The 1,408-nt window shown below is 30.4% G+C and carries 2 protein-coding genes; both read right to left on the bottom strand.

All coding sequences use genetic code 11. The annotated features are described in order from the left end of the window. Positions 1–152 precede the first annotated feature (152 nt). Positions 153–506 (bottom strand): hypothetical protein, encoded by a 354-nt coding sequence (locus tag OEW74_RS19535; RefSeq protein ID WP_265430072.1) that lies wholly within the window; start codon positions 504–506, stop codon positions 153–155. 4 nt (positions 507–510) lie between these two features. Beyond that, positions 511–1,408, bottom strand: an 898-nt coding sequence (locus OEW74_RS19530; protein ID WP_265430071.1) for an RHS repeat-associated core domain-containing protein, incomplete at its 5' end; no start/stop codon positions are given.

The raw sequence follows: 1,408 nt of genomic DNA, 5'->3' as shown, positions 1-1,408 counted from the left end.
GGTAATCTGTTTCCAAACCATTAAAGAGCTTCTTTACTTTTATTCTGTCAAAAAAGAGCAACCAGTAATTACTCTTTTTTAATGAAATTCATTAATAATCTATTTGTAAACATCGATTAATAAAGGAAACTAACACTTCTGATATTACCGAGTTATTGTCTGACTTTTTCAAGTTTTATATTATCTAATTGCAGAGTGTTTTTGTTAATAATCTTTATGTTATAATTTCTTTTTGACATATACCCACTAGAAATTTTTTCCGTAAAACTATTAACCTCATTACAATTTAGAATTATAATTTTTTCTTTTCTTGACCATTTTCCTTGACAAGACGCAGTACCCTCAAAATATGTCTGACTAAAAGAAAATGTACTATCAATATCTTTTAATTCTAAAACATATAAAAAATCTTCACCTTTTTTTTGAAAGATTTTTATTTCTGAATGTTTAGAATTTACACATGATATAAATAAAGTAAAAAAAATAAACATTATTATTTTTCTCATATTATTATTTTTTATAATGAACATTAGGATAATCTTTTAAAGTAAATGTTGACGGAGCTGAAGCCGCATCATTTGCTAAACTTGGGTAAGCTCTAACAAGGCCATCTCTTTCAGTATTGATATTGACGGGTGCAATTCCTGTATTAAGAGCTCCACCCAGAGAATAGGGTTTACTACCATCAGATTTTGTAAGACCTTGTACCCATGTCCGAGTAATATCTTTAGATGAATTAATTTTTGAAGTAGACTTAAGTACCGATACTGAAGAAGGTTGATAATCAAACTGAATTTTATATGCGGAAACTTCATCATCTATATCTTGTCCTAACATTTTGCCTGTAGAACTATTAAAAGCAATGTCTCCATTTTCAAATTGTACTCCATGTGTAATTTCATGAATTAATTTAGCTGTTGTATCATAATCAAAAATAATACTCTTTGAATTATCATCATAGGTTGTTCCTCCTTGTTCACCACTTTTTGGATTTAAAGAATATTTTTGACTACTTTCTTCTAAGATATTCATATTGCTAATAATTTTATTCATGTTTTCAACCTCATTTGAAAATGCACCGTTTGTTAAAATATTAGTAGCTACTGTACTTGCATGTTGAATTTGGACTGTTTTTTTTTGCTTGTCCCATTCTGCTTGACTTTTAGGATCTATATGCTCAGGTCTCCTCCCATCCGGATCAATAAATCTTATAGGATTATTGAAAGCATAATTGTAAGGACTATGACGACGCATTTGTTCCGCCAACGGATCAACAACACCCCATCGTCCTATATCCGGCATGTAGAATCTTGCTCCGTAATCATACATTCCCGTCTCTTGGAGTTCTTTGCCGTTGTACTTATACTGATAAGCATTATCAAAACTATGAGTCTGTGCATTATGCATC

The sequence above is a fragment of the Chryseobacterium sp. YIM B08800 genome (assembly GCF_026163565.1).
In the GTDB taxonomy this organism is placed as follows: Bacteria; Bacteroidota; Bacteroidia; order Flavobacteriales; family Weeksellaceae; genus Chryseobacterium.
The sequence above is the reverse complement of the archived record's forward strand: the minus strand, read 5'-3'. Positions and strand labels throughout refer to the sequence as shown.